22 protein-coding genes are annotated in these 23,232 nt (G+C 29.8%); 21 read left to right on the plus strand and 1 reads right to left on the minus strand.

The genetic code is table 11. The annotated features are described in order from the left end of the window. The first annotated feature begins 107 nt into the window (after nt 1–107). The 3 genes from fabG (at nt 108) to AABJ49_RS05310 (ending at nt 3,364) form a co-directional block, all read left to right on the plus strand. Complete coding sequence (gene fabG / locus AABJ49_RS05300) at nt 108–854, plus strand: 3-oxoacyl-[acyl-carrier-protein] reductase (protein ID WP_338376695.1); 747 nt, start codon at nt 108–110, stop codon at nt 852–854. 65 nt (nt 855–919) lie between these two features. Continuing rightward, nucleotides 920–1,288: a four helix bundle protein gene (locus AABJ49_RS05305; RefSeq protein WP_338376697.1), complete on the plus strand. Its 369-nt coding sequence runs from the start codon at nt 920–922 to the stop codon at nt 1,286–1,288. Nucleotides 1,289–1,336: 48 nt separating this feature from the next. Next, a complete protein-coding gene (locus tag AABJ49_RS05310) occupies nt 1,337–3,364 on the plus strand; it encodes a hypothetical protein (RefSeq protein WP_338376699.1) in 2,028 nt (675 codons plus the stop codon). A gap of 142 nt (nt 3,365–3,506) precedes the next feature. On the opposite strand, the gene AABJ49_RS05315 is transcribed toward AABJ49_RS05310, so the two are convergent. After that, on the minus strand, nt 3,507–3,767 hold the full coding sequence (locus tag AABJ49_RS05315) for a hypothetical protein (RefSeq protein WP_338376701.1): 261 nt from the start codon (nt 3,765–3,767) through the stop codon (nt 3,507–3,509). Between the two features lie 226 nt (nt 3,768–3,993). Here AABJ49_RS05315 and AABJ49_RS05320 point away from each other — a divergent pair, with 226 nt between their 5' ends. From AABJ49_RS05320 to hisIE, 18 genes are all read left to right on the plus strand, one after another. After that, the gene (locus AABJ49_RS05320; protein WP_338376703.1) at nt 3,994–4,428 is read left to right on the plus strand and encodes a thioredoxin family protein; all 435 of its coding nucleotides are present in this window, start codon (nt 3,994–3,996) and stop codon (nt 4,426–4,428) included. After that, entirely contained in the window at nt 4,428–5,411 is a 984-nt protein-coding gene (locus AABJ49_RS05325; RefSeq protein ID WP_338376705.1) for an FAD:protein FMN transferase, read from the plus strand. The genes AABJ49_RS05320 and AABJ49_RS05325 overlap by 1 nt, the downstream gene beginning before the upstream one ends. Next, nucleotides 5,412–5,621 (plus strand): DUF4266 domain-containing protein, encoded by a 210-nt coding sequence (locus AABJ49_RS05330; protein ID WP_338376707.1) that lies wholly within the window; start codon nt 5,412–5,414, stop codon nt 5,619–5,621. A gap of 6 nt (nt 5,622–5,627) precedes the next feature. Next, nucleotides 5,628–6,971: a DUF3570 domain-containing protein gene (locus AABJ49_RS05335; RefSeq protein ID WP_338376708.1), complete on the plus strand. Its 1,344-nt coding sequence runs from the start codon at nt 5,628–5,630 to the stop codon at nt 6,969–6,971. 80 nt (nt 6,972–7,051) lie between these two features. Continuing rightward, nucleotides 7,052–7,720: a response regulator transcription factor gene (locus AABJ49_RS05340; RefSeq protein WP_338376711.1), complete on the plus strand. Its 669-nt coding sequence runs from the start codon at nt 7,052–7,054 to the stop codon at nt 7,718–7,720. A gap of 6 nt (nt 7,721–7,726) precedes the next feature. Further along, complete coding sequence (locus tag AABJ49_RS05345; RefSeq protein WP_338376715.1) at nt 7,727–9,124, plus strand: HAMP domain-containing sensor histidine kinase; 1,398 nt, start codon at nt 7,727–7,729, stop codon at nt 9,122–9,124. Nucleotides 9,125–9,209: 85 nt separating this feature from the next. Next, the gene (locus AABJ49_RS05350; RefSeq protein WP_338376717.1) at nt 9,210–9,587 is read left to right on the plus strand and encodes a hypothetical protein; all 378 of its coding nucleotides are present in this window, start codon (nt 9,210–9,212) and stop codon (nt 9,585–9,587) included. A 100-nt stretch (nt 9,588–9,687) separates the two neighbouring features. Next, nucleotides 9,688–14,025 carry a CusA/CzcA family heavy metal efflux RND transporter gene (locus AABJ49_RS05355; protein ID WP_338376719.1) on the plus strand — a complete coding sequence of 1,446 codons (4,338 nt, stop codon included), beginning with the start codon at nt 9,688–9,690 and terminating at the stop codon, nt 14,023–14,025. Between the two features lies 1 nt (nt 14,026). Next, complete coding sequence (locus AABJ49_RS05360; protein WP_338376721.1) at nt 14,027–15,142, plus strand: efflux RND transporter periplasmic adaptor subunit; 1,116 nt, start codon at nt 14,027–14,029, stop codon at nt 15,140–15,142. Nucleotides 15,143–15,145: 3 nt separating this feature from the next. Beyond that, nucleotides 15,146–15,853, plus strand: a complete 708-nt coding sequence (locus AABJ49_RS05365) for a VIT family protein (protein ID WP_338376722.1) — start codon at nt 15,146–15,148, stop codon at nt 15,851–15,853. 253 nt (nt 15,854–16,106) lie between these two features. Next, nucleotides 16,107–16,964: an ATP phosphoribosyltransferase gene (gene hisG / locus AABJ49_RS05370; RefSeq protein ID WP_338376724.1), complete on the plus strand. Its 858-nt coding sequence runs from the start codon at nt 16,107–16,109 to the stop codon at nt 16,962–16,964. A gap of 36 nt (nt 16,965–17,000) precedes the next feature. Next, complete coding sequence (gene hisD / locus AABJ49_RS05375; protein ID WP_338376726.1) at nt 17,001–18,290, plus strand: histidinol dehydrogenase; 1,290 nt, start codon at nt 17,001–17,003, stop codon at nt 18,288–18,290. After that, the gene (gene hisC, locus AABJ49_RS05380) at nt 18,283–19,332 is read left to right on the plus strand and encodes a histidinol-phosphate transaminase (protein WP_338376728.1); all 1,050 of its coding nucleotides are present in this window, start codon (nt 18,283–18,285) and stop codon (nt 19,330–19,332) included. The genes hisD and hisC overlap by 8 nt, the downstream gene beginning before the upstream one ends. After that, nucleotides 19,325–20,461, plus strand: a complete 1,137-nt coding sequence (gene hisB, locus AABJ49_RS05385; RefSeq protein ID WP_338376730.1) for a bifunctional histidinol-phosphatase/imidazoleglycerol-phosphate dehydratase HisB — start codon at nt 19,325–19,327, stop codon at nt 20,459–20,461. Before hisC ends, hisB begins: the two co-directional genes overlap by 8 nt. Further along, complete coding sequence (gene hisH / locus AABJ49_RS05390; protein WP_338376732.1) at nt 20,461–21,042, plus strand: imidazole glycerol phosphate synthase subunit HisH; 582 nt, start codon at nt 20,461–20,463, stop codon at nt 21,040–21,042. Before hisB ends, hisH begins: the two co-directional genes overlap by 1 nt. 37 nt (nt 21,043–21,079) lie before the next feature. Then, nucleotides 21,080–21,805 carry a 1-(5-phosphoribosyl)-5-[(5-phosphoribosylamino)methylideneamino]imidazole-4-carboxamide isomerase gene (hisA, locus tag AABJ49_RS05395; RefSeq protein ID WP_338376734.1) on the plus strand — a complete coding sequence of 242 codons (726 nt, stop codon included), beginning with the start codon at nt 21,080–21,082 and terminating at the stop codon, nt 21,803–21,805. Between the two features lie 2 nt (nt 21,806–21,807). Next, nucleotides 21,808–22,563, plus strand: coding sequence for an imidazole glycerol phosphate synthase subunit HisF (gene hisF, locus AABJ49_RS05400; RefSeq protein WP_338376736.1), 756 nt, complete (start codon nt 21,808–21,810; stop codon nt 22,561–22,563). Between the two features lie 64 nt (nt 22,564–22,627). Continuing rightward, the gene (gene hisIE / locus AABJ49_RS05405) at nt 22,628–23,227 is read left to right on the plus strand and encodes a bifunctional phosphoribosyl-AMP cyclohydrolase/phosphoribosyl-ATP diphosphatase HisIE (RefSeq protein ID WP_338376737.1); all 600 of its coding nucleotides are present in this window, start codon (nt 22,628–22,630) and stop codon (nt 23,225–23,227) included. Nucleotides 23,228–23,232 lie beyond the last annotated feature (5 nt).

The raw sequence follows: 23,232 nt of genomic DNA on the forward strand, positions 1-23,232 counted from the left end.
TTTTCTTTTAAAAATAACTATTCAAATTATAATTTAATTGTACTATTCTATTTTTAAAACATTAAAATAATAGTATATTTGAACTTTATATTTTAAACATAAATAATATGAAATTATTAGACGGAAAAGTTGCTATTATTACAGGAGCAAGTCGTGGAATTGGAAGTGGAATCGCTAAAGTTTTTGCAGAACAAGGTGCAAATGTTGCTTTTACTTATAGTTCTTCTGCTGAATCAGCATTAGCTTTAGAAAATGAATTAAATGCTTTAGGTGTTAAAGCAAAAGGATATAAATCAAACGCAGCCGATTTTAATGAAGCTCAAAAATTGGTTGATGATGTTATGGCTGAATTTGAAAACATAGACATATTAATCAACAACGCTGGAATCACTAAAGATAATCTGTTAATGAGAATGTCTGAAGAAGATTTTGATAAAGTAATCGAAATCAACTTAAAGTCTGTGTTCAACATGACAAAAGCGGTTCAAAAAATCATGTTAAAAAACAGAAAAGGTTCAATTGTAAATATGAGTAGTGTAGTAGGAGTGAAAGGTAACGCTGGACAAGCAAACTACGCAGCATCAAAAGCAGGTATGATTGGTTTTACAAAATCTATTGCATTAGAATTAGGTTCAAGAAATATTCGTTGCAACGCAATTGCACCAGGTTTTATTGAAACAGAAATGACTGCTAAATTAAACGAAGACGTTGTAAAAGGTTGGAGAGAAGCTATTCCATTAAAAAGAGGTGGAACACCAGAAGATATCGCTAATGTATGCGTGTTCTTATCTTGTGATATGAGTGCTTACGTAACTGGACAAGTTATTAATGTTGATGGAGGAATGTTAACTTAATTTTGGTTAAAAGGTTAGGAGTTTAAAAGGTTAAAAGGGATTGTGTTGAAATAAAATATTTTTATATGAGAGTATTTAGTTTTGAAAAATTGATTGCTTGGCAAAAAAGCAGAGAATTGGCTTTACTAATTTTTAAAACAACTAAACAATTTCCTAAGGATGAGTTATTTGGATTGACAAGTCAAATGAGACGTTGTTCCATTTCCATTTCTTCAAATTTAGCTGAAGGTTCAGGAAGAAATTCTTTTAAAGACAAAGCTCGCTTTACTGAAATAGCATTTAGTTCCTCATTAGAATTATTAAATCAAATGATTTTGAGTTTTGATTTTGAATATATTACAGAATCAGAATACCTTCAAATAAGAGAAAAAATAACCGAAGTAAATATGCTAATTGACGGTTTATACAAATCACAAAAAGCAAACATTAAGTAACCACAAAGCCTCTTAACCTTATAACCTTTTAAACTCATAACCTAAATAATGACTAAAACCACAATCTTCCTTCTAATTCTTTCAGTAGTAATCGCTGGATTATTGTCGTTTTATCAATACTTATATAAAGTCAAGAACAAGTCAACTTTGAATTTGTTTTTGACTTTTTTGCGTTTTGTTTCTTATTTTACGGTGTTTTTGTTGTTGATTAATCCAATTATTTCTCGAAAAACATTGGAAACATCTAAAACTCCTTTGCCTATATTTTTTGATAATTCACAATCCATCAATGAATTAGAAGCTTCTGAAAATACAACAAATGTTTTTAAAGCTTTAAGCGAAAATAGCAAGTTGAAAGATAAATTTGAGGCTCAGACTTATTTGTTTGATGACGAAATTTATCAAGATAAAGCCTTGGATTTCAAAGGAAAACAGTCTAAAATTGATCAAGTTGCTAAAGACATTAAGCAATTGTACAAAGCACCAATTTTCCCTGTGATTTTGGTTACGGATGGAAATCAAACACAAGGAAGCGATTATATTTATTCTTTTCAGTCGAATGCGAATGTGTTTCCAGTAATTGTTGGTGATACGACAGAAGTAGAAGATTTGAAAATCAATCAAGTAAACGTGAATAAATATGCGTTTTTGAAGAATAAATTTCCGGTTGAAGTATTTGTACAGTATAACGGTCAAAAATCAATTTCTGCCAATGTTTCTATTGCTGAAAATGGAAGTGTGATTTTTAAAGAATCTGTTTCGCTTTCAGCCAATCAAAAGGTAAAAACCGTTACTGCTTTATTGAATGCGAATTCTATTGGAACTAAAAAATATACAGTTAATGTTTCTAGTAATTTGACAGAAAAAAACAAGACAAATAATACCAAATATTTTGCGGTTGAAGTTCTGGACCAAAGAAAAGAAATTGCCTTAATTTCTTCTATAAACCATCCAGATTTAGGAGCCATTAAACGAAGTATTGAAGCTAATCAACAACGTAAAGTAACTATTTTTAAACCTAAGGAAATTAGCGATTTAACAAAATTTAATGTTTGTATATTTTATCAGCCAACTAATGAATTTTCTTCTGTAATTAGTCAAGCTAAAAAACTAGGTTTAAATGCTTTTTTCATCACAGGAAAGTCAACTGATTTTAATGTTATGAATCAATCGCAAACCGATTTAACCTTTAAAATGGCTAATCAAAAAGAGAATTATGTGGCTTCTTTTAAGGAACAATTTAATCTTTTTGCACAAGACAATATTGGTTTTGATTATTTTCCACCTTTGGAAAACGGATTTGGTTCTGTGAAAACAAATAGCAATGTTTCTGTTTTATTAGGTTCAAAAATCAATCGAATTGAGGTTGAAAATCCAATGTTGTGTTTTTCTGAAAATGGAGCGAATAGAAATGCATATTTACTTGGTGAAAACATTTGGAAATGGAGAATTGAAAGTCACGTCAAAACCAAAGAATTTACGCAATTTGATACCTTTATGGACAAAATTGTACAATTTTTGACTACAAATAGTGCTAATAAATCATTGGTTGTAAATCATGAATCGTTTTATAATTCAGGTGAACCAATCGAAATTACAGCTCAATTCTTTAATAAAAACTACGAATTTGACGAGAATGCAAAATTGGCTATCAACCTTCAAAACAAGACTAAAAACACTTCTAAAACCTATGATTTCTTAAAAGGAAATAACGAATACAAAGTAAGTTTAGATAATTTAGAAGCTGGAAATTATAGTTTCACTGTTACCGAAAAGAACAGCAACACTAAATATTCAGGTTCGTTCGAAATTTTGGATTTTGAAATCGAAAAACAATTCGTAAATGCTGACATTAACCGTTTAGATCAATTGGCTCAAAACACCAACGGAAAAGCTTTTTATTCTACAAATATTGATGCTTTAGTTGATAATTTATTGGCAAACGATAACTACAAAGTCATTCAAAAAGAAATCGTCAAGAAATCTCCTTTGATTGATTGGGTTTGGTTATTGGTTTTATTAGCAATTGCTTTGGCTACGGAATGGTTTGTTAGGAAATTTAATGGACTTTTGTAATTTGTAATTTATATTATTTTCAATATAATTTTTAATTAAGAAATATTTTCTGAAAATAATTTACAAAAAAAGGGCTATAGAATTTTACTTTCTACAACCCTGATTTACTATTAAAATTAAATTAACATACAATCACTAATAATTAAAAAATAATAGTGAAAATTCCATTTATTCTTTGAAACAAACCTTTCTGTTTGATTAACGTATTGCTAAAAGCAGCATTTAAAACACCCAAAATCAAACCAGACGTAAAACTTGTGGAAATTGATTTTATTAATAATTCAATTAGACTTATGGAGCTTGAAAAATCAATTTCAAATACGCTATAGACCAATAGGCCTAAATAAATACTTAATGTTGTAGAACAAAAAGTAGTTTTAAAAATTTCTATTTTACTTTTCATTTTATTTGTAATTTGGAGCTGTTACAAATTTAAATCATTGATAAAATAAATTTTACGGTTTTTATGTTAAAAAGTTACGGTTTATTTATTCTTTTGATATTTTTTATGCAATAATATATCAGAAGCTTTTTATAATGACTAAATAAACCTTAAGATTAGCTTAAATTATTTTTCTCTTGATACTACTGGAGAAATAATTTCGTTATTTTGAATAAAAATTGATATCATGAATAAAGTATTATTAATCATTTGTTTTTTAACAACTTCGCTAATTTCTGCTCAAGACTGGATAACCAATTTTGAAAAAGCTAAAGAAGAAGCTACTTCAGAATCTAAAAAAATTATTTTAGTATTTTCAGGTTCAGATTGGTGTGCACCTTGTATTAAATTAGATAGAACTGTTTGGCAATCTGAGGAGTTTAAAACTGAAGCTCCTGAAAATTGGGTTTTATTAAAAGCTGATTTTCCAAAAAAGAAAGCTAATGCATTGCCAGAAGCTCAAACAAAAGCCAATCAAGAATTAGCAGAAATTTATAATCCAGAAGGTAGTTTTCCTAAAGTTATCGTAATGAATAATGAAGGTAAAGTTTTAGGAATTATGGGTTATGAAAAGATTGACGCTAAAGAATTTATTACAAAATTAAAATCTTTTAAAGAATAGTGAAGTTTTTCTTTGTTAGCATATTGTCGCTTGTTTCTTTTATAAGTTTTGGTCAAATTACTTACAAGAAAAAGGCATCTCTTTTGGGAAGTCCTTTTGATATTACAGTGGTTGCAAAAGATAGTATAGAAGGTAACAATTATACAGAAGATGCAATTGCTGAAGTAAAAAGAATTGAAAATTTAATTTCAGATTGGATTCCTACATCACAAATTTCTATGGTTAACACAAATGCAGGAATTCAACCTGTAAAAGTTGATTTAGAAGTCTATAATTTGGTAGAAAGAGCGATTAAGATTTCCAAATTAACAGATGGAGCTTTTGATATTTCCTATGCTTCTATGGATAAAATTTGGAAATTTGATGGAAGCATGAAAAAAATGCCTACTGCTGAAGAAATAAAAAAATCAGTTGCAAAAGTAGGATATCAAAATATAATTTTAAATGCAAAGGACACGACTATTTTCTTGAAAAACAAGGGAATGAAGTTGGGTTTAGGTGGAATAGGACAAGGTTATATTGCTGATAAAATCAAAGAATTATTGCAGTCTAATGGATGTGTAGCTGGTATAGTGAATGTTTCAGGAGATATTAGTACTTGGGGAAAACAAGTTGATGGAAAACTTTGGACAATAGGTATTATAAATCCAATGAATAAAAACAAAGTATTTGCTACTTTTCCTTTAGAAGATACAGCTGTAGAAACATCAGGAAGTTATGAAAAATTTGTGAGATTTGAAGGAAAAAGATACTCTCACATAATTGATCCACGAACAGGTTATCCAGCAAGAGGAATTGTAAGTATATCTGTTTTTGCAAAACAAACAGAATTAGCAGACGCTTTGGCAACTGGTATTTTTGTTATGGGAGTTGAAGTTGGTCTCGACTTTGTCAATCAAATTAACGGTATAGAATGTATAATTGTGGATGATAAAGGAGCAATTCATGCTTCAAAAAATATAGATTTAAAAAAATACGAATAGATGAAAAAACTAATAATTGTTGCTGTTGGTTTCATAAGCTTACAATCTTGTAAAGCAGTGAAGGAATATGATATGCAAAAGATTAATGATACAACCATGAAATTATCAGCTCAAACATTTGAACGATATGAAACCGCTTTTCAAGTGTATCGTGAAGCTGCTGCAGGTGCTAATGGTGGAAAAACAGGTGGTGGTTGCGGTTGTAACTAATATATTATGAGAAAGCTATTAATTTTATTTGCCCTTTGTAATATTTCCCTATCATTTGCACAAGAAAATGACAGTATTGTTTACAAGAAACGAGTTTTAGAAAGTACAGAAGTTGACTTTTTATTGAGTTATTATAAACAAGATGGTGTTCACTCAGCTGTTTCTGGAGGAATGGGTTCTGAAGATTTAACAGATGTAGCTTCAAATATTATAGTTTCTTTACCCATGAATGATGATGACATTCTGACTTTTGATGTTGGAATTTCAGCTTATACTTCTGCATCGTCAAGTAATATCAATCCGTACGATAAAACGAACACAAATCCTTGGCAGGCTTCCTCTGGAGCTTCTCAATCTGATGCTTTGACATCTTTAGTTGCAAATTATAGTCATTCAAGTGATGATAGAAATTTGGTCTGGAATGCAGATGTTTCGTTTTCTAATGAATATGATTACACTTCCATTGGTTTTGGTGGTGGAATTGCTAAACTTTTCAATAATAAAAACACAGAACTTTCATTAAAAGCTAATGTATATTTAGATCAATGGAGACCTATTTATCCAAAAGAACTAATTGACTTTGCAGACAATAGATTCTTTTATGATGTAATTGATGAAAACGGAATTTCAACAAGTTCTTACAATCCATCCATGTTTTCAACTATAGATAAAGTAAATCGTAATTCATATTCGGCTTCATTTGGTTTCTCTCAAGTAGCGACAAAAAATATGCAGTTTTCATTGTTTTTTGATGTAATTCAACAACAAGGATTACTTTCTACACCTTATCATAGAGTACATTTTGCTGATAAAGCAGATTATTATGTAGGTCAAGCCCAATATATTCCGGTTTATGAAACAATACAAAATCAAGGAGTTTACAAATTAGCAGATGATATTGAACGTTTGCCTGATTCAAGAACTAAAATACCTGTAGGAGCACGTTTGAATTATTATTTAAATGAAAGAGTAACTATTAGAACGTATTACAGATATTATTGGGACAATTGGGACATCACTTCTCATACAGCAAGTATAGAATTGCCTATAAAAATTTCAGATAAGTTTACGGTTTTTCCAATGTATCGTTATTACACTCAACAGCAATCTAAATATTTTGCTGCTTTTGAAAAACACCTTTCAACAGAAGAGTTTTATACTTCAGATTATGATTTATCGTCTTTCAATGCTAATCAATATGGTTTTGGAGTGAACTATGTAGATATATTTACAAATTTTCAGATTTGGAAATTTGGGTTAAAAAACATCGATTTTAGGTTTAATCATTATGCAAGAAGCGATGGTTTAAATGCAAATATTGGAAGTATTGGTTTCAAATTTGTCATGTAAACTTAATTTATGATTAAAATTCAATATTTAATTCTTTTACAATTTGATTAGTTGTAAATTTAAACCTTAATAAATTCAATATGAAAATTTTAATTATTGAAGACGAAATTGGTATTGCTAATTTTTTGAAACAAGGTTTAGAAGAAGAAGGATATGAAGTTTTAACGGCTTCTAATGGACAATTAGGTTTAGATTTAGCACTTACTATACCTATTGATTTAATTCTTCTAGATTGGATGTTACCAAAAATCACGGGAATTGAAGTTTGTAAAACAATTAGAAAATCTAATATTGATGTTCCTATTTTATTTTTAACAGCAAAAGACACAGTTCAGGAAACAATCGAAGGGTTGAAAGCAGGTGCAAATGATTATATTAAAAAACCATTTAGCTTTGAAGAATTATTAGAACGAATAAAAGTATATTTTCGGAAAAATAATGCTCTTGACACACTTACTTTAGGAAATATCAAAGTCAATTTATTAAAATACCAAGTTCTTGTTGATCATAAAGAAATTTCTTTGACACAAAGAGAGTTTGAACTTTTGACCTATTTAATAAAAAATAAAGCAAAAGTTTGCACAAGAAACCAAATCATTGAAGACGTTTGGAACATACATTTTGAATATGACACTAGTGTTATTGATGTTTTTATGAATGCAATTCGAAAAAAATTAAATCTTACTAAAGAAAATGATTTAATTAAAACCATTCGAGGAGTTGGATACATCGCTAATGATTTAAACTAATTCTCCATGCCAACATTTTCCTACCGAAATAGAATTGCTTTTTATTATATAGTAACTACAGGGTTATTGATATCTGTTGTTTTCACGGTTATTTATGTAAGTGTCAAAGAATCAGTTTACAGACATATTGAAAATGATATTGCTTTAGAAAGAACAAAATTATTTGATGAAATAAGCATTTCAGACAAAGGTTTTACGTTAATTGACCAACATGAATGGAAAGAAAAAGAGCATAATACTTTAGATGTAAATCCAATTTTTATTCAGTTTACAAACGCTGAAGGAAAAATGTTTGATAAATCTCCAAATCTTAAAAACTCACAACTATTATTTCATAAATCAGAAGAAGGAGTGCCACTTTATTTTGATGCTAAATTGAATCAGATTTCAATAAGACAATCCCAAATTGACGTAACATACAAAGAAAAAGTTGTTGGTTACATCATAATCGCAATGTCTTTAGAAGATGCAAATTTGGTACTTCGTAATTTGCGTTATACATTATTATTTACTTTTCCTTTAGTACTTGGAATATTGTTTTTAGTAGCAAGATTCATTGTTGGAAGAAGCATTGAGCCAGTTAAAACAATTATTGAAACATCCAATAAAATAAAAAAAGATAATCTAAATACAAGAATTTCACTTCCAGAAAATAAAGACGAATTATACGAATTATCAGAGACAATAAATAATTTATTGAATAGAATTGAAAAAGCCATTGAACGAGAAAAACAATTCACATCGGATGCTTCTCACGAATTGAGAACGCCTTTGGCTATAATTAAAGGAACACTCGAAGTTTTAATACGTAAACCTCGTGAAAAACAAGAATATGAAGATAAAATTAATTTTTGTATTAGTGAGGTTGATAGAGTAAATAAATTAGTTGACGAACTATTATTATTGGCAAGATTCGAAAATGAAAAACAAAATATTAAATCAGAAAGTCTATTGTTGAATGCTCTTTTATTAGATACTTCAGCTCGTTTTTCACAAAAAATAAAAGATAAAAAGTGTAAAGTAATTCATCTATTTGAAAAAGAATTTTATATTCAATCTGATTATAATTTAGTTTCTATAATTTTGAGTAACGTTTTTTCAAATGCCTTAAAGTACTCTGGTGGAAACTCAAATATTACAGTAAAATTATATAATGAAAATGATATCATAAAATGTAGTATTACAGATGAAGGATTAGGAATTTCAAAGAAAGATAAAAATAAAATATTTAATGCTTTTTTTAGATCAGAAAGTTTAAATCATCCAGAAATAAAAGGAACTGGTTTAGGATTATCAATAGTAAAAAGACTTTGTGAATTATTAAACATAACAATAAACATAAAATCACAATTAAATAAAGGAACTACTATAATCTTAAGTTTTCCTGAGGAAGAAATTAAGTAACTCTTAATCTTTCTTAGCGTTAACTAGCTTATATTTGTGTGATTTAAGTTACATAGTAAAGTATTTTTTTTACTAATTTTACAAGATGAATAAAGTAATTGCCATTTTTCTAATAACAATATTTTTGTGTGCCAACACATCAATAGGGCAATTCTTGAAAATTCCAAATTTAATAGAACACTATAATGAACATAAGAATGAAGTTGCTTCAAATTCAAGTTCATTTATAGATTTTATAAAATTTCATTATTCAAAAAACTCAGATAACAATCAAGCTGAACACCAAAACTTACCTTTTAAAACATTTGATAATACTATGAATGTATTATTTACTTTTCCTGTTTTAAGCTTTCAACTTGAAATTATTAAAACTATAATTTCAGCAAAAAAAGATTTTTTTTATAAGAATTACTTTCAATCAAACTTATTTACTTCAATTTGGTTGCCACCTAAAATAACCTAACATTTTATTTGGTAGAAATTTTCATTAATTTCTATTTTATTAATTGTATTTATCTGTGAATTAGGTAAATACTATTTATTAATATTTCAATTTACTTTAAATGTTAGAAAAAATTATAGCTTTTAGCTTAAAAAATAAATTCATAGTCCTATTATTTATTTTAGGAATTGTTGGTTTTGGAGTATATTCTATTACTCAAATTTCAATTGGTGCAGTTCCAGATGTCACAAATAATCAAATACAAGTCATTACAACCTCTCAAAATCTTTCTACACAAGATATTGAGCAATATATTACCTATCCAGTTGAATTAGAAATGGCCAATTTACCTGGTGTGGAAGAAATTCGTTCTATTTCAAAATTCGGATTATCAGTAGTAACAATAGTTTTTGATGAAGAAATGGGAACGTATTTACCAAGACAACTAATTGCTGAAAAAATAAAATCAGCTTCAGAAAAAATTCCTGCTGGTTTCGGTACTCCAGAAATGGGACCCATTACAACGGGTTTAGGTGAAATTTATCAATATACTTTAGAAGTAAAACCAGAATATAAAGATGAATATTCGGTAACCGATTTAAGAACCTTACAAGATTGGGTAGTTAAACGTCAATTATCTGGTATAGATGGAGTTGTGGAAATCAATACTTGGGGTGGATATCTAAAACAATATGAAGTTGCCATAACACCTTCAGCTCTTAAAGCGATGGATATTTCAATTAATGATGTATTTTCGGCTTTAGAGAAGAATAACAGTATTGCAGGTGGAGCTTATATCGAAAAAACCAATCAAAGTTATTTTATTCGTGGAGAAGGAAAAGTTAAATCTATTGAAGATATCAATAACATTGTCATAAAAAATGGAAATGGAAATCCAATTTATGTTAAAAACGTAGCCAATGTTCGTTATGGTTCAGCCAATCGTTTTGGAGCCATCACAGGAAATGGAGAAGGTGAAAAAGTTTTAGGTCAAGTAATGATGCTAAAAGGAGGAAACTCTAAGCAAGTTATTGATGATGTAAAAGCAAGAGTTTTAGAAATTGAAAAAACATTACCAAAAGGAGTTTATATCAACGGATTTTTAGAAAGAAGTGAATTAGTTGGAAAAACAACCTTCACAGTAGCTGAAAACCTTATTTTAGGTTGTTTGATTGTAATTTTTGTAGTGGTTTTATTATTAGGAAATTGGCGTTCAGGATTAGTTGTAGCTTCGGTAATTCCATTATGTTTGCTTTTTGCAATTTCTTTTATGAATATTTTCGGAATTGATGCCAACTTAATGAGTTTAGGTGCGATAGATTTTGGAATTATAATAGATGGAGCTGTAATTATAGTGGAATTTATAGCTTTCCAAATCGCTCATAAATCGAAACATTTAGTTGGATTATCTAAAGAAGATAGACAAGTTCAAATCGATGAAATAACGTATAAAAGTGCTTCAAAAATGATGAATTCGGCTGTTTTTGGTCAATTAATCATATTAATTGTATTTATTCCTATATTATCACTTTCTGGTGTTGAAGGAAAAATGTTTAAACCTATGGCAATGACTTTCAGTTTTGCTTTAGTTGGTGCTATGTTATTCTGTTTTACTTATGTTCCAGTAGTTTCATCATTATTCTTAAAACCAACTGCAGAAAATCCAAATTCACTTTCCAATAAATTAATCAATAAATTGAATTCTTGGTATTTACCTTCCATAACTTGGGCAATAGCCAATACAAAAAAGGTGTTATATGGTGCTTTAGGTTTGTTAGCTTTAGCTATAACTTTATTTATGACGATGGGTGGTGAATTTATTCCAACTTTAGATGAAGGTGATTTCGTAATTCAACCGGTTTTAAAAACTGGAACTTCTTTAACTAAAACTATTGAGACAACAACAAAAATCGAACAAATCATCTTAAAAAACTTTCCAGAAGTTGATCAAGTAGTCAGTAGGATAGGAGCTGCAGAAGTTCCAACAGATCCAATGAGTATGGAAGAAAGTGATGTGATTGTCAAATTAAAACCAAAATCAGAATGGGTTTCAGCTGATACAAAAGACGAATTAGCTGATAAAATAAAAGAAGCCATCGAAAAGAAGATTCCAAATATGGAAATCGAATTCACGCAACCAATAGAAATGCGTTTTAACGAATTAATTTCAGGAACACGTTCAGATGTTGCTGTGAAGGTTTTTGGTGACGATTTAGAAATCTTAGCCCGAAAAGCAGACGAAATTGCCAAAGCAATCAAAAATGTAGAAGGTGCTTCGGATATTATTATCGAAAAAACAGAAGGTTTACCGCAAATGGCTGTAACGTATAATAGAATGAAAATCGCTCAATTTGGGATGAATATAGCAGATTTAAATGATGTTTTATCTTTAGCTTTCGCAGGAAAAACAGTTGGAAATGTGTTTGAAGGTGAAAAACGTTTCGACATGGTGATTCGTCTAGATAAAGAAAATCGTTCTGGAATTCAAGATATTCAAAATTTATACGTTTCGGCTCCAAATGGACAACAAATTCCGTTGCAAGAATTAGCAAATATTGAATACACAACTGGTCCAGCCAAAATTTCAAGAGATAATACCAACAGAAGAATTGTCGTTGGAATTAACGTTAGAAACCGAGATTTACAAAGTGTTGTTGATGATATTCAGAATATTGTAGATACTAAAATCAAATTACCTACAGGTTACAGAGTCACTTATGGTGGACAATTTGAAAACCTTCAAAGTGCCAAAGCTCGTCTATTAATTGCTGTTCCAATAGCTTTATTTTTGATATTTATCTTATTATATTTTGCTTTTGGTTCTGTAAAAGAGGCTTTAATGGTGTATTCTGCTATTCCTTTATCTGCAGTTGGTGGAGTTCTTTTCTTGTGGATTCGCGATTTACCTTTCAGTATTTCAGCTGGAGTTGGATTTATCGCCCTTTTCGGAATAGCCGTTTTAAACGGAATTGTATTAATAGAACATTTCAAAGAATTAAAACATGAAGGCATGAAAAACATTGATGAATTAATTCTAAAAGGTACAACAGATAGATTAAGACCTGTTTTATTAACAGCTGCTGCTGCTGCATTAGGATTTTTACCAATGGCAATTTCGTCATCAGCGGGTGCAGAAGTACAAAGACCTTTAGCAACGGTTGTAATTGGTGGTTTATTCACAGCTACTTTATTAACGATGTTAGTTTTACCTGTTTTATATAAAATTATGGATACCAAAGAATTTAAAAAGCCAAAATTCAAAAAACATACATCAGGAACTTATATAATTCTATTTTTCATGTTTACAGGTTTCGGATTTGCTCAAAATAATAATCCTGAATTAGATAGTTTAGTAGCAAAAGGAATTGCGAATAATAACAATATCAAAGCAATGCAATTACAAGTAGATAAAGCAAAAGCATCCATAAAAACAGCATATTCTATTGACAAAACTAATATTTATTATAGTTATGATCAGAACAATTTACCTGCAAACAATATTCCGTTAAAGGTTTTTGGAGTGCAACAAAGTTTTGCTTTTCCAACGGTTTATGGAGCGCACAAGAAAGTATTACAAGCAGAATATGAGAAAGAAAACTCAAATTTGAATTTACAGAAAAGTCAATTGACTCTTGAAATTTCTACAGTTTATAATCAAATCGTTTTTGTACAACATCAAGAAAAATTATACAATTATTTAGATAGTTTATATCAAAATTTTTCAAAAGCAAGTGATCGAAGATTCGAATTAGGAGAAAGTAATTACTTGGAAAAAATCACAGCTCAAGCTAAATTTCGTCAAATTAAAACCAAATTAAATCAAATTAAAAAAGATAAAATTGGGTTTTATGACAAGCTTAAATCTTTGGTGCAAACAGATGAAAAATTAGTAATTTCTTCAACAGAATTAAAAGAAGAATATTATTTAAGTAATACTAATAATAAAGAGCTATACAGTTTATATTATGAGGATGTTACAGATATTTATAAAAAACAAATATCCTTTCAAAAACAACAAGCATTACCCGATTTGCATTTTGAATATTTTCAAGGAAAAAACACAGGTTTATCTTCTTCTTTATATGGATTTCAAGTAGGAGTTTCTATTCCCTTATTCTATAATGGAAATGTGGCTAAAAACAAAGTGGCTAAAATTGAATTACAAAGTTGGGAAGCTCAAAAAGAAAATGAAATGTTTAAAATCGAAACACATTTAAGCCAACAGAAACAAACTTTAGAAAAATTTCAAGAAGGAATCAATTACTATAATCAATATGGAAAGAAATTATCCGAAGAAATCATAAAAGTGGCTGACATGAGCTACAAACATGGAGAAATTGACTTTTTTCAATACATAATGAGTTTAGAAAATGCAACTTCCATTCAAATGGATTATTTAGAAACTCTTTTACAATACAACTTAACACAATTAAATTTACAATACATAACCTTAAATTAAAATGAAAAAGCTACTATATATATTTCTATCAGGATTACTCTTAACGGCTTGTAAACAAGAAATCACAGAAGAAACTGTTGCAAAAAATGAAGACGAAATTTCAATTTCGGCAGCACAATTTCAAACCATGAAAATGGAAATTGGTTCTCCAACTGAACAAGACTTTAATGTTGGTGTAAAAGCTACAGGAAAAATTGATGTTCCACCAGAAAACAGGGTTAAAATCACTTCATTTTTAGGTGGTTATATCAAATCAACCCATTTATTAATTGGTGATAAAATTAAAAAAGGACAAGCTTTAGTCACTCTTGAAAACACTGAATTCATTGACATTCAGAAAGATTATTTAGAAGTGGCTGAGCAAATCAGTTATTTAAAATCTGAATATGAAAGACAAAAAACCTTATATAATGAAAAAATCACTTCCCAAAAAAACTATTTAAAAGCAGAAAGTGATTATAAAAGAGCTAATGGAATGTACCAAAGTTTAAAAAAGAAACTACAAGTATTAAACATTTCTCCAGCTCAAGTTCAGAAAGGAAATTTGACTTCAACTATTACGATTTATGCACAAATTGCTGGTGATGTAACGGTTATGAATGCAAATGTGGGGATGTTTATGGCTCCTTCAGATATTATTTTAGAAATTGTAGATACAGATCATTTACATGTTGAATTAGCTGTTTTTGAAAAAGACATTCTTCAAGTTAAAGAAAATCAAAATATTGTTTTTACGGTTCCACAAGCTTCAAAAGAAGAATTCAAGGCTAAAGTAGTTTTGGTAGGAAAATCTATTGAAGGAAACGACAGAACAATCATGATTCACGGACACTTAGATGATGCTATTAAACAACGATTATTAACTGGAATGTTCGTAGAAGCAACAATTTTGACAGATTCAAAGAAAGGTTTAGCTATTCCAATTGATGCCTTAATAACTGAAAATGATAAAAATTATGTACTTTTAGTTAAAAATAATTCAAAAGTTGATTATATCTTTGAAAAAACAGAGGTCAAAGTAGGAGAGAAGTCAACCGATTCTATAGAAATTATTGAAAGTAATAAAGTAAACAAAAATTCAAAAATACTTACAAAAGGTGTATTTGATAGCATTTAAACTATGGAAAATCAAGCAGATGACTATTTAGACAATCATTACATTCACAAAAGCAATTGGTTACGAGCAGCTGTTTTAGGTGCTAATGACGGAATACTTTCAACCTCAAGTATTGCTATTGGTGTTGCAGCAGCAAGTGAATTTCGTGAACCAGTTATATTAGCAACTTTAGCTGGATTAGTAGCTGGAGCTTTATCAATGGCTGCAGGTGAGTACGTTTCAGTAAGTTCTCAAACGGATGTTGAAAAATCCGATATAGAACGTGAAAAAATAGAATTGGAAGAAATGCCTGAACTCGAATTACAACGTTTAGCAGAAATCTACGAAGAAAGAGGTTTAAAAAAAGAAACTGCAATGCAAGTTGCTATAGAATTAACCGAACACGATGTATTAGCAGCTCATGTAAGAGATGAATTAGGAATTAATGAAATAAGTCAAGCAAATCCGTTGCAAGCAGCACTAGCTTCAGGAGCTGCATTTACTATTGGTGGAGCTTTGCCTTTTTTAGTAACATTATTTTTACCTATTAAATCAATGGAATTTTGGTTGTATGGTACAGCTATTTTATTTTTAGCTTTATTAGGAGCTTTAGCAGCAAAAACAGGTGGTTCAAGTATATCAAAAGCAGTGATAAGAGTCACTTTTTGGGGTACAATAGCTATGGTTTTAACTGCTTTAGTTGGACACTTTTTTGGAGTACAATTAGCTTAAACAAACTATAAATTTTCATAAAAATTTGTTTATTCGGAAATTATGCCTTTATATTTGCAGTGTTAAAAAACAACAACTAATTATGTTTACAAATAAATTACATCATCATCATCATTTAAACCACGCTCAAGCTAGGTAATGATGTTTTATGTAATACACTAAAATAATTTATAAACCCGTTTGAGTATATCAAACGGGTTTTTTCTTTCCAAGAAATAGCAATTGATATATTCAAACATTTCTCAAAATTAAAATGAAAATATTAAAAATTGCTATCCAAAAATCAGGTCGTTTGTACGACGAAAGTATTCAACTCTTAAAAGATTCAGGTATTTCTGTTTACAATGGAAATGATCAACTAAAAGTAACAGCTTCCAATTTTCCTCTTGAAGTTTATTTCTTAAGAAATTCAGATATTCCTCAATATTTGATTGATGGAGTAGTGGATATTGCCATTGTTGGTGATAACCTTTTAGTCGAAAAAGGAAAAAATATTCAAGTAGCTGAAAAATTAGGATTTTCAAAATGTAAAGTTTCTTTAGCTGTTCCCAAAGCATTTAAATACAATTCTATAAATGATTTAAATGGTTTAAGAGTTGCGACTTCTTATCCAAAAACGGTCACTGATTATTTTTCTTCAAAAGGAGTTTCAGTTGACATTCACCAAATTTCAGGATCAGTTGAAATTGCTCCAAATATTGGTTTGTCAGATGCCATTGTAGATATCGTTTCTAGTGGAAGTACATTATTCAAAAACGGATTAAAAGAAGTAGAAGTCATTTTAAAAAGTGAAGCTGTTTTAGCTGTTTCTCCTCAAATTTCTGAAGAATCAAAAGCTATATTAAGCAAACTTCAATTCAGAATGCAATCGGTTTTACGTTCTAGAAAATCTAAATATATTTTAATGAATGTTCCTAATGACAAAATAGAAATTATCAGTTCAATTCTTCCCGTTTTAAAAAGTCCAACTGTAATGCCTTTAGCGGAAGAAGGTTGGAGTAGTGTACACTCTGTAATTGAAGAAGATACTTTTTGGGATGTTATTGACCAATTAAAAGAAGCTGGAGCAGAAGGAATTTTGGTTTGTCCAATCGAAAAAATGGTTTTATAAAGAATAGAAAAAAGAACAAAGAGAAAAGACTAAAAAATGAACAAAATATATAATCCACAACCGTCAACTTGGGAAGAAATTTTAAAAAGACCTACTCAAACTTATGATGATGTTGAAGAAACAGTAAAACAAATCTTTAAAGAAGTTAAGAGAAAAGGAGATAAAGCTTTAGCAAAATATACTTCTTATTTTGATGGTGTAGCATTAGAATCAATTCTTGTTACTACTGACGAAATTCAAAAAGCAGAAAGTGAAATTTCTCAAGATTTAAAAGATGCAATTCAATTAGCTAAATCGAATATTTATAACTTTCACAATGCTCAAAAAACTGAGAAAATAAGTATTGAAACCACAGAAGGAGTTCAATGTTGGCAAGAAAAAAGACCGATTCAAAAAGTTGGTTTGTATATTCCAGGTGGTTCTGCTCCTTTGTTTTCAACAGTTTTAATGTTGGCTGTTCCAGCTACAATTGCTGGTTGCAAGGAAATTATATTATGTACACCACCAGATAAAAAAGGAAATATCAATCCAGCTATCTTGTTTGCAGCTTCACTTTGCGGTGTGACTAAAATATATAAAGTTGGTGGAATTCAAGCAATCGCAGCAATGACTTTTGGAACAAAATCAATTGATAAAGTTTATAAAATTTTTGGACCAGGAAACCAATTTGTAACGATTGCAAAACAATTTGCTTCTCAAAACGGAGTAGCTATTGATATGCCTGCTGGACCAAGTGAATTGTTAGTCTTTGCTGATGAATCAGCTGTTCCTTCGTTCGTAGCTTCAGATTTATTGAGTCAAGCAGAACACGGCAAAGACAGTCAAGTTATTTTAGTAACGACTTCAAAAAACATGTTAAATGACGTTGAAGAAGAAATTTACAAGCAATTAGAAGATTTGCCAAGAAAAGAAATTGCTCGAGTTGCCATAAATAATTCCAAATTAATTTTAATGGATTCAGATGCAAAAGCTTTGAAATTAATTAATGAATATGGTCCAGAACACTTTATTGTATGTTCAAAAAATGAAGTTTATTTTCTTGAGAATATTGAAAACGCAGGTTCCGTTTTCATCGGAAATTTCACTCCAGAAAGTGCTGGTGATTATGCATCAGGAACCAATCATACGTTACCAACAAATGGTTATTCAAAAAGTTATAGTGGTGTGAATTTAGATAGTTTTCTAAAAGCTATGACTTTTCAAAAAATATCACAAAAGGGAATTCAAAACATCGGTAAAGCTATAGAACTTATGGCTGAAGCCGAAGGATTACAAGCTCACAAAAATGCCGTTTCACTAAGATTAAATACTTTAAAAAATGACTAATTTCGATATCAACAAACTGACAAGAACAAATGTTTTGAACATGAAACCTTATTCATCAGCTCGAGATGAATTTAAAGATTTCAAGCACGAAATGATTTATTTAGATGCTAACGAAAATCCATTTGAAAATAGCGTAAATCGCTATCCCGATCCACAGCAATTAGAGCTAAAAGAACTTCTTGCCGAAAAAAGAGATGTTAAAGTAGAAAATATCTTATTAGGAAATGGTAGCGATGAAGTATTAGACTTATTATACAGAGCTTTTTGTGAACCTTATAAAGACAATGTAATCACGTTGCCTCCAACTTATGGAATGTATGATGTTTTGGCTAATATAAATGCTGTTGAAAATAGAGCTGTTTTTTTAACAGATGATTTTCAACCCAATGCCGAAGCTATTTTAAGTAAAACGGATGAAAACACTAAGATATTATTTTTGTGTTCTCCCAATAACCCAACTGGTAACTCTTTTTCAGACAAAATCGTATTTGACTTGTTAAGTAATTTTAGTGGTTTGATTTTGATTGATGAAGCCTATATTGATTTTTCTGAGAAAGACAGTTGGTTGTTATTGCTAAAAGAATATCCGAATTTAGTAATTTGCCAAACACTTTCTAAAGCTTATGCAATGGCTGGTATGCGAGTTGGAATTTTATACGCTTCTGCGGAAATTATTGCAGTATTAAACAAAATAAAACCTCCATATAACATCAATATACTTTCACAAGAAAAAGCTATAAAGAAATTGCAGCAAAGCACCTTAGATTTTCAGGTTAAGAAAATTATCGGTGAACGTGATAAATTATTTGAAGCCTTAAAAAAAGTAAACTTTATAGAAAAAGTTATACCTTCAGATGCTAATTTTATTCTAATTAAAGTGGATGATGCAAATTTGCGTTACCAACAATTTATTGATAATGGAATCGTTATTAGAAATAGAAGTAATCAGCCTTTATGTGATAATTGTTTAAGAATAACCATAGGAACAAAAGAAGAAAACGAAAAAGTAATTCAACTTTTAAAAACACTACAATATGCCTAAAAAAATATTATTCATCGATAGAGATGGAACGATAATAAAAGAAACGCAAGACGAACAAATCGATGCATTTGATAAAATGATTTTTTATCCAAAGTGCATTCCTTTCTTGAGTAAAATTGCTAAAGAATTGGATTACGAATTGGTTATGATAACAAATCAAGACGGTTTAGGAACTGACATTTTTCCTGAAGACACTTTTTGGCCTGTTCACAACTTCATAATGAAAACCTATGAAAATGAAGGTGTTGTCTTTGATAAAGTCTTTTTAGACAGAACTTTTCCAAAAGATAATGCCAATACAAGAAAACCTAGAACTGGATTATTAACAGACTATTTTTCTGAAGCTTACGATTTAGAAAATTCTTTTGTCATTGGTGATAGACTTACAGATGTTGAATTAGCTAAAAATTTAGGTTCAAAAGCAATATTTATCAATGATAATACAAATTTAGGAACAACTGAAATATCTGTAAAACAAGAAGAATTACAGCCAACAATCGCTTTAGAAACAAACGATTGGGAAAAAATTTATGAATTTCTAAAATTGGAAAGTAGAACAGCTTCAATTCAAAGAAAAACTAATGAAACAGATATTGCAATAACTTTAAACTTGGATGGAACTGGAAAAAGTAAAATTTCAACCGGAATTGCCTTTTTCAATCACATGTTAGACCAAATTGCTCGTCACGGACAAATGGATTTAGATATTCAAGTAAAAGGTGATTTAGAAGTAGACGAACACCACACTATTGAAGATACAGCGATTGCGTTAGGTGAAGTTTATGCTAAGGCTTTAGGAAATAAATTAGGGATAGAAAGATACGGATTTTGTTTACCAATGGACGATTGTTTAGCACAAGTTGCTATTGATTTTGGAGGAAGAAATTGGTTAGTTTGGGAAACGGAATTCAAACGAGAAATGATTGGAAAAATGCCAACCGAAATGTTTTATCACTTCTTTAAATCGTTTACTGATGGAGCAAAAGCTAACTTAAATATAAAAGCAGAAGGCACAAACGAACACCACAAAATTGAAGCGATTTTTAAAGCTTTCGCAAAAGCTATTAAAGTTGCCGTTAAACGTGATGTGGAAAAAATGATTTTGCCATCAACAAAAGGAATGTTATAATGAATATTGTAATAATTGATTACGGTGCCGGAAATATTCAAAGCATTCAATTTGCTTTGGAAAGATTAGGTTTTGTTGGCGTTTTGAGTAACAATTGGAGCGAAATTCAGAAAGCAGATAAAGTTATTTTCCCTGGAGTTGGTGAAGCGAGTAGTGCCATGAAAAAGCTTAAAGAAAGTGGTTTAGATTTACTAATTCCAACATTAAAACAACCAGTTTTAGGTATTTGTTTGGGAATGCAATTGTTATGCAATTCAACAGAAGAAGGCAACACAAAAGGACTCGGTATTTTTGATGTAGACATACTTAAATTTTCAAATAAAGTCAAAGTTCCACAAATGGGCTGGAATACTATTTACAATCTTAAATCACCTCTTTTTCAAGATATTAAAGAACATGAATTCATGTATTTAGTGCACAGTTTTTATGCTCCAAAATGTGCAGAAATGATTGCAACAACTAATTACGAAATGGAATATGCAACAGCACTACAAAAAAATAATTTCTACGGAGTACAATTTCACCCAGAAAAAAGTGGTGTTTTTGGAGAACAAATATTAAAGAACTTTTTAACCCTATAATTTGAGCTTGAAATTGCTCTTGAAATTGAACTTGAAAATGAGAATAATCCCAGCCATAGACATAATAGACGGGAAATGTGTTCGTTTATCCAAAGGAGATTACGACACCAAAAAAATATATAACGAAAATCCGCTTGAAGTTGCCAAATCATTTGAAGATGCAGGAATTCAGTATTTACATTTAGTAGATTTAGATGGTGCAAAATCGAGTAGAATCATAAATCATAAAGTGTTAGAACAAATTGCTTCAAAAACAAAACTTAAAATTGACTTTGGTGGTGGATTAAAAACGAATGAAGATTTAAAAATTGCTTTTGAAAGTGGTGCAAATCAAATTACTGGAGGAAGTATTGCAGTCAAAAATCCTAGTTTATTCAAAGAATGGATAAACCAATATGGAACGGATAAAATAATTCTTGGAGCAGATGCAAATAATAGAAAAATTGCCGTTTCTGGTTGGTTAGAAGAAAGTAATGAGGAAGTTATTCCGTTTATTCAAAACTATCAAAAAGATGGAATTTCGTATGTAATTTGTACGGATATAGCTAAAGATGGTATGCTAGAAGGACCAAGTTTTGATTTATATAAAGAGATTTTATCTAAGTGTGATACTATAAAATTAATAGCTTCTGGAGGAATTTCAACTTTTGATGAATTACCCAAATTAGCGGAATTAGGATGTGAAGGAACAATCATAGGAAAAGCCATTTACGAAGGAAGAATTTCCTTGAAACAATTAGAGAATTTCATTTTAAACCAATAAGAATGTTAACGAAGAGAATAATTCCGTGCTTAGACATTAAAAATGGAAGAACTGTAAAAGGTGTCAATTTTGTGGATTTAAAAGATGCAGGTGATCCTGTTGAATTGGCTAAAAAATATTCAAAAGAAGGTGCTGATGAACTGGTTTTCCTTGATATTTCAGCAACAGAAGAACGAAGAAAAACATTAGTTGAATTAGTCCGAAATGTAGCTAAAGCTATTAATATTCCGTTTACAGTTGGTGGTGGAATCAGTTCTGTAGAAGATGTTTCAATTTTATTAAAAAATGGAGCGGATAAAGTTTCCATAAATTCATCTGCAGTTAAAAATCCAGATTTGATTAATGAACTAGCACAAGAATTTGGAAGTCAATGTGTAGTAGTAGCTATTGATGCAAAAAAAAATAATGATGATTGGATAGTGCATTTAGTAGGAGGAAAGGTTCCAACCGAATTAAACCTATTTGATTGGGCAGTTGAATTAGAAAAAAGAGGTGCAGGTGAAATTTTATTCACATCGATGAATAACGACGGAACCAAAAACGGATTTGCCAATGAAGCTTTAGCTAAACTTTCAACTTTAGTCAATATTCCAATAATTGCGTCAGGTGGAGCAGGAATAATGCAACATTTTGCAGACACATTTCTCGAAGGAAAAGCTGATGCAGCCTTAGCAGCAAGCGTTTTTCATTTCCAAGAAATTGAAATTCCTGAATTAAAAAAATATTTAAAAGAACAAAAAATTAGCATCAGAATATAAAAATAATTAAAAAACTTTGTGCCACATAGTGCTTAACTTTGTGAAACTCTGTGCAACAAAAACCATGAAAATAGACTTTACAAAAAATACCAATGGATTAATTCCAGCCATAATTCAAGATAGCGAAACCAAAAATGTTTTGATGTTGGGTTATATGAATCAAGAAGCATTCGATAAAACTTTGGAAACCAATGAAGTGACATTTTTCAGTCGTTCTAAAAATAGATTATGGACAAAAGGTGAGGAGAGTGGTAACTTTTTAAACCTAATTTCAATCAAAAATGACTGTGATAATGACACATTGTTAATTCAAGTCAATCCTAATGGACCAACTTGTCATACTGGTGCAGATACTTGTTGGCAAACAGAAAATAATCAAGAATATGGATTTATATCAAAACTTGAAAACACAATTCAAGATAGAAAAGAAAATGCTACTTCAGAAAAAAGTTATGTAGCTTCTTTATTTGAAAAAGGTATCAATAAAATTGCTCAAAAAGTGGGAGAAGAAGCCGTTGAAGTTGTGATTGAAGCTAAAGATTCGAATGATGATTTATTTTTGTCAGAAAGTGCTGATTTATTATTTCACTATTTAATATTATTACAAGCCAAAGGTTTTAAAATAAATGATGTTATTTCGGTTTTAAAACAAAGAGAAAAATAATATTT

Source organism: uncultured Flavobacterium sp. (genome assembly GCF_963922255.1).
GTDB lineage: Bacteria > Bacteroidota > Bacteroidia > Flavobacteriales > Flavobacteriaceae > Flavobacterium.

Bases quoted from the DNA above. Each gene is read 5' to 3' on its own strand.
- AABJ49_RS05360 (WP_338376721.1), top strand. From the start codon at position 14,027: ATGAAAAAGCTACTATATATATTTCTATCAGGATTACTCTTAACGGCT.
- hisG (WP_338376724.1), top strand. From the start codon at position 16,107: ATGAAAATATTAAAAATTGCTATCCAAAAATCAGGTCGTTTGTACGAC.
- AABJ49_RS05315 (WP_338376701.1), bottom strand. From the start codon at position 3,767: ATGAAAAGTAAAATAGAAATTTTTAAAACTACTTTTTGTTCTACAACA.
- hisH (WP_338376732.1), top strand. From the start codon at position 20,461: ATGAATATTGTAATAATTGATTACGGTGCCGGAAATATTCAAAGCATT.
- fabG (WP_338376695.1), top strand. From the start codon at position 108: ATGAAATTATTAGACGGAAAAGTTGCTATTATTACAGGAGCAAGTCGT.
- AABJ49_RS05320 (WP_338376703.1), top strand. From the start codon at position 3,994: ATGAATAAAGTATTATTAATCATTTGTTTTTTAACAACTTCGCTAATT.
- AABJ49_RS05340 (WP_338376711.1), top strand. From the start codon at position 7,052: ATGAAAATTTTAATTATTGAAGACGAAATTGGTATTGCTAATTTTTTG.
- AABJ49_RS05355 (WP_338376719.1), top strand. From the start codon at position 9,688: ATGTTAGAAAAAATTATAGCTTTTAGCTTAAAAAATAAATTCATAGTC.
- hisIE (WP_338376737.1), top strand. From the start codon at position 22,628: ATGAAAATAGACTTTACAAAAAATACCAATGGATTAATTCCAGCCATA.
- hisF (WP_338376736.1), top strand. From the start codon at position 21,808: ATGTTAACGAAGAGAATAATTCCGTGCTTAGACATTAAAAATGGAAGA.
- hisC (WP_338376728.1), top strand. From the start codon at position 18,283: ATGACTAATTTCGATATCAACAAACTGACAAGAACAAATGTTTTGAAC.
- AABJ49_RS05305 (WP_338376697.1), top strand. From the start codon at position 920: ATGAGAGTATTTAGTTTTGAAAAATTGATTGCTTGGCAAAAAAGCAGA.
- hisA (WP_338376734.1), top strand. From the start codon at position 21,080: ATGAGAATAATCCCAGCCATAGACATAATAGACGGGAAATGTGTTCGT.
- hisB (WP_338376730.1), top strand. From the start codon at position 19,325: ATGCCTAAAAAAATATTATTCATCGATAGAGATGGAACGATAATAAAA.
- hisD (WP_338376726.1), top strand. From the start codon at position 17,001: ATGAACAAAATATATAATCCACAACCGTCAACTTGGGAAGAAATTTTA.
- AABJ49_RS05345 (WP_338376715.1), top strand. From the start codon at position 7,727: ATGCCAACATTTTCCTACCGAAATAGAATTGCTTTTTATTATATAGTA.
- AABJ49_RS05335 (WP_338376708.1), top strand. From the start codon at position 5,628: ATGAGAAAGCTATTAATTTTATTTGCCCTTTGTAATATTTCCCTATCA.
- AABJ49_RS05350 (WP_338376717.1), top strand. From the start codon at position 9,210: ATGAATAAAGTAATTGCCATTTTTCTAATAACAATATTTTTGTGTGCC.
- AABJ49_RS05365 (WP_338376722.1), top strand. From the start codon at position 15,146: ATGGAAAATCAAGCAGATGACTATTTAGACAATCATTACATTCACAAA.
- AABJ49_RS05310 (WP_338376699.1), top strand. From the start codon at position 1,337: ATGACTAAAACCACAATCTTCCTTCTAATTCTTTCAGTAGTAATCGCT.
- AABJ49_RS05330 (WP_338376707.1), top strand. From the start codon at position 5,412: ATGAAAAAACTAATAATTGTTGCTGTTGGTTTCATAAGCTTACAATCT.